This is a genomic window from Saccharopolyspora sp. (assembly GCF_017434145.1).
Classification (GTDB): Bacteria; Actinomycetota; Actinomycetes; order Mycobacteriales; family Pseudonocardiaceae; genus Saccharopolyspora_C; species Saccharopolyspora_C galaxeae.
This window is the reverse complement of the sequence record NZ_JAFRFW010000086.1, coordinates 1-2060: the sequence shown is the minus strand read 5'-3', so window position 1 is coordinate 2060 and position 2060 is coordinate 1. Positions and strand designations below refer to the sequence as shown.

General features: G+C 70.6%; 2 protein-coding genes. One reads left to right on the top strand and one right to left on the bottom strand.

Going from position 1 to position 2060, the window contains the following annotated elements:
* The first annotated feature begins 564 nt into the window (after positions 1–564).
* A complete protein-coding gene (locus IJH84_RS02210; RefSeq protein WP_295139640.1) occupies positions 565–1299 on the top strand; it encodes a class I SAM-dependent methyltransferase in 735 nt (244 codons plus the stop codon).
* Between the two features lie 47 nt (positions 1300–1346).
* On the opposite strand, the gene IJH84_RS02205 is transcribed toward IJH84_RS02210, so the two are convergent.
* Complete coding sequence (locus IJH84_RS02205; RefSeq protein WP_295139638.1) at positions 1347–1997, bottom strand: DUF305 domain-containing protein; 651 nt, start codon at positions 1995–1997, stop codon at positions 1347–1349.
* Positions 1998–2060: the final 63 nt, after the last annotated feature.

Genomic DNA, 2060 nt, shown 5'->3' with positions numbered 1-2060 from the left:
GCACCTGTCGGGGCCGCCACGCCCTTCCGCTTTTCTCCGGCGGTTTGCACCGGTACCGCGCTCGCTCGTTGCACGGCTGCCGTCGCGGTGCGATTGCCCAGCCGCTGTTGCAGCGCGAGGACGTCAGGCCGGGAGAGCTCCGCAGACGGCCGCGGGGGCCCGATCGCCCGCGGCTGGGCCGTGCGGGCGGATCCGGGCCGTTCGTGCTGCCGTTCGCGCTCCGGTTCGTTGCTCCGCGCATTGCCCATCGGATCGAGCCTCACACCAACGGACCTGCCGGGGCATGTCCTAAAGGGCAACCGTCGGGGCAGAACCCGCGTGCGGGGCAGTTGCGAATACTGGGCGTCAGCGGTCCGGCTGTGCCGGTTGCTACGAAAGCGGTGCCGGCGCCACCGATCTGGCGGTCGAAGTCATGCGTGCGAACCGACCGCGGCGGGCCGCCGCACACAGATCACCGCGTGCGCAAGTTGCGATGTCGCGGCGGAGAACATGTGACATCCGCGCAGTTGCACATCACTGGCGAGAACGCTCAGGCTGGTCACCGCCACGACGAGGGAGGTACCGGTGACCGGTGAACGGGCGATCGAAGCGGTGCGCGGCAACTGGACGCGGCGGGCCGCCGCCTACGACGACTTCTACCGGCATTACCCCGAGGACAAGCGCGCGGCGTGGAAGTCGGTGTGCGACAAGGCGTTGCGCGCGGCGTTCCCGCACCGGCAGGAACCGTTGCGGGTGCTGGACGTGGGCACCGGACCCGGTTTCCTGTCCACATTGGTCGCAGAGCTGGGCCACGAGGTCACCGCGGTCGATCCGACCGCGGCGATGCTCGGGCACGCCCGCGAAGCCGCCGATCGGCGCGGAGTCGACATCCGGTTCGAGGAGTGCGGCGGGCACGACGTCACCCGACTCGGCACCGAGTTCGACCTCGTGACCTCCCGATACGTGCTCTGGACGCTGCCGGAGCCGGTGCGCGCGCTGCTCGCTTGGCGGCAGGTGTTGCGCCCGGACGGTGCCGTGCTGTTGGCGGACGGCGTATGGCACACGTGGGGGATGGACGCGCGGCGCGCGCTCAACTCGCTGAAACCGGGCGCGGACCACGGTTTTCTCCGGCGGCTCGCACGGGACTACGCCCAAATCGGGCGCGCCACGCCGAACTGGCAGGGGCTCACCGCCGAGAAGGCCGAGAAGTTGTTGCGCGCAGGCGGTTTCGAGGTCGGGGAGTGGTTCGACCCGCTGCTGCCGGACTACGCGCGTCCGGTGAGCGCTTCGTTCTTCCTCTGCACCGCGCGGATCAGCTAGTCCACCGATCGGCCGGTGCGGGCAGGACCCGCACCGGCCTCGGGTGATCAGCGGCCCATCAAGGCGCGCATCGTGTCGATTTCCTCGCGCTGGGTGCGCACGATGTTCTCGGCCATCTTCTTCGCCTCCGGCGCGCTGCCTCGGGCGAGTTCGGTTTCGGCCATCCGCACCGCGCCCTCGTGGTGGGCGATCATCAGCTCCAGGAACCGGTGGTCGAACTCGGCCCCGTTGGTCGCCGCCAACTCGTCCAGCTGCTGCGGCGACATCATGCCGCCCATCCCGGCGTGCCCGGAAGCGCCCATGTGCTGGGAATGCCCGCCTTCCGGAGCGCCCCACCGGCGCAGCCATCCGGTGAGTGTGTCGATCTCCGGGCCCTGCGCGGCCTCGATCTTGCCTGCCAGCTCCCGCACCTCGGGTGCGCCTGCGCGCTGCTCGGCCAGCCGGGACATCTCCACCGCCTGCTGGTGATGCGGAATCATGCCCTGCGCGAACGTGATGTCCGCGGGCGCGGCGGCCGCCTGGTGCGCGGAGTGGTCCTGCTGCCCGGAATGCTCCTGCTGCCCGGAATGCTCCTGCTGCGCAGAAGGGCCCTGGGGAGCGGGACCGTGGCCCGCGTGCTCAGCGCCTCCGCCGCAGCCGGTCAGCGCGGCGGCAGCGGCCAGGCCGCCGAGTGCGGCGGCGATTTTTCGCTTGTTCATGGTGTTCCTCGTTCGTCGATCTGCTGCGGCTCGCGGAACCTCTCCAAGGAGGCGGCGCTGATC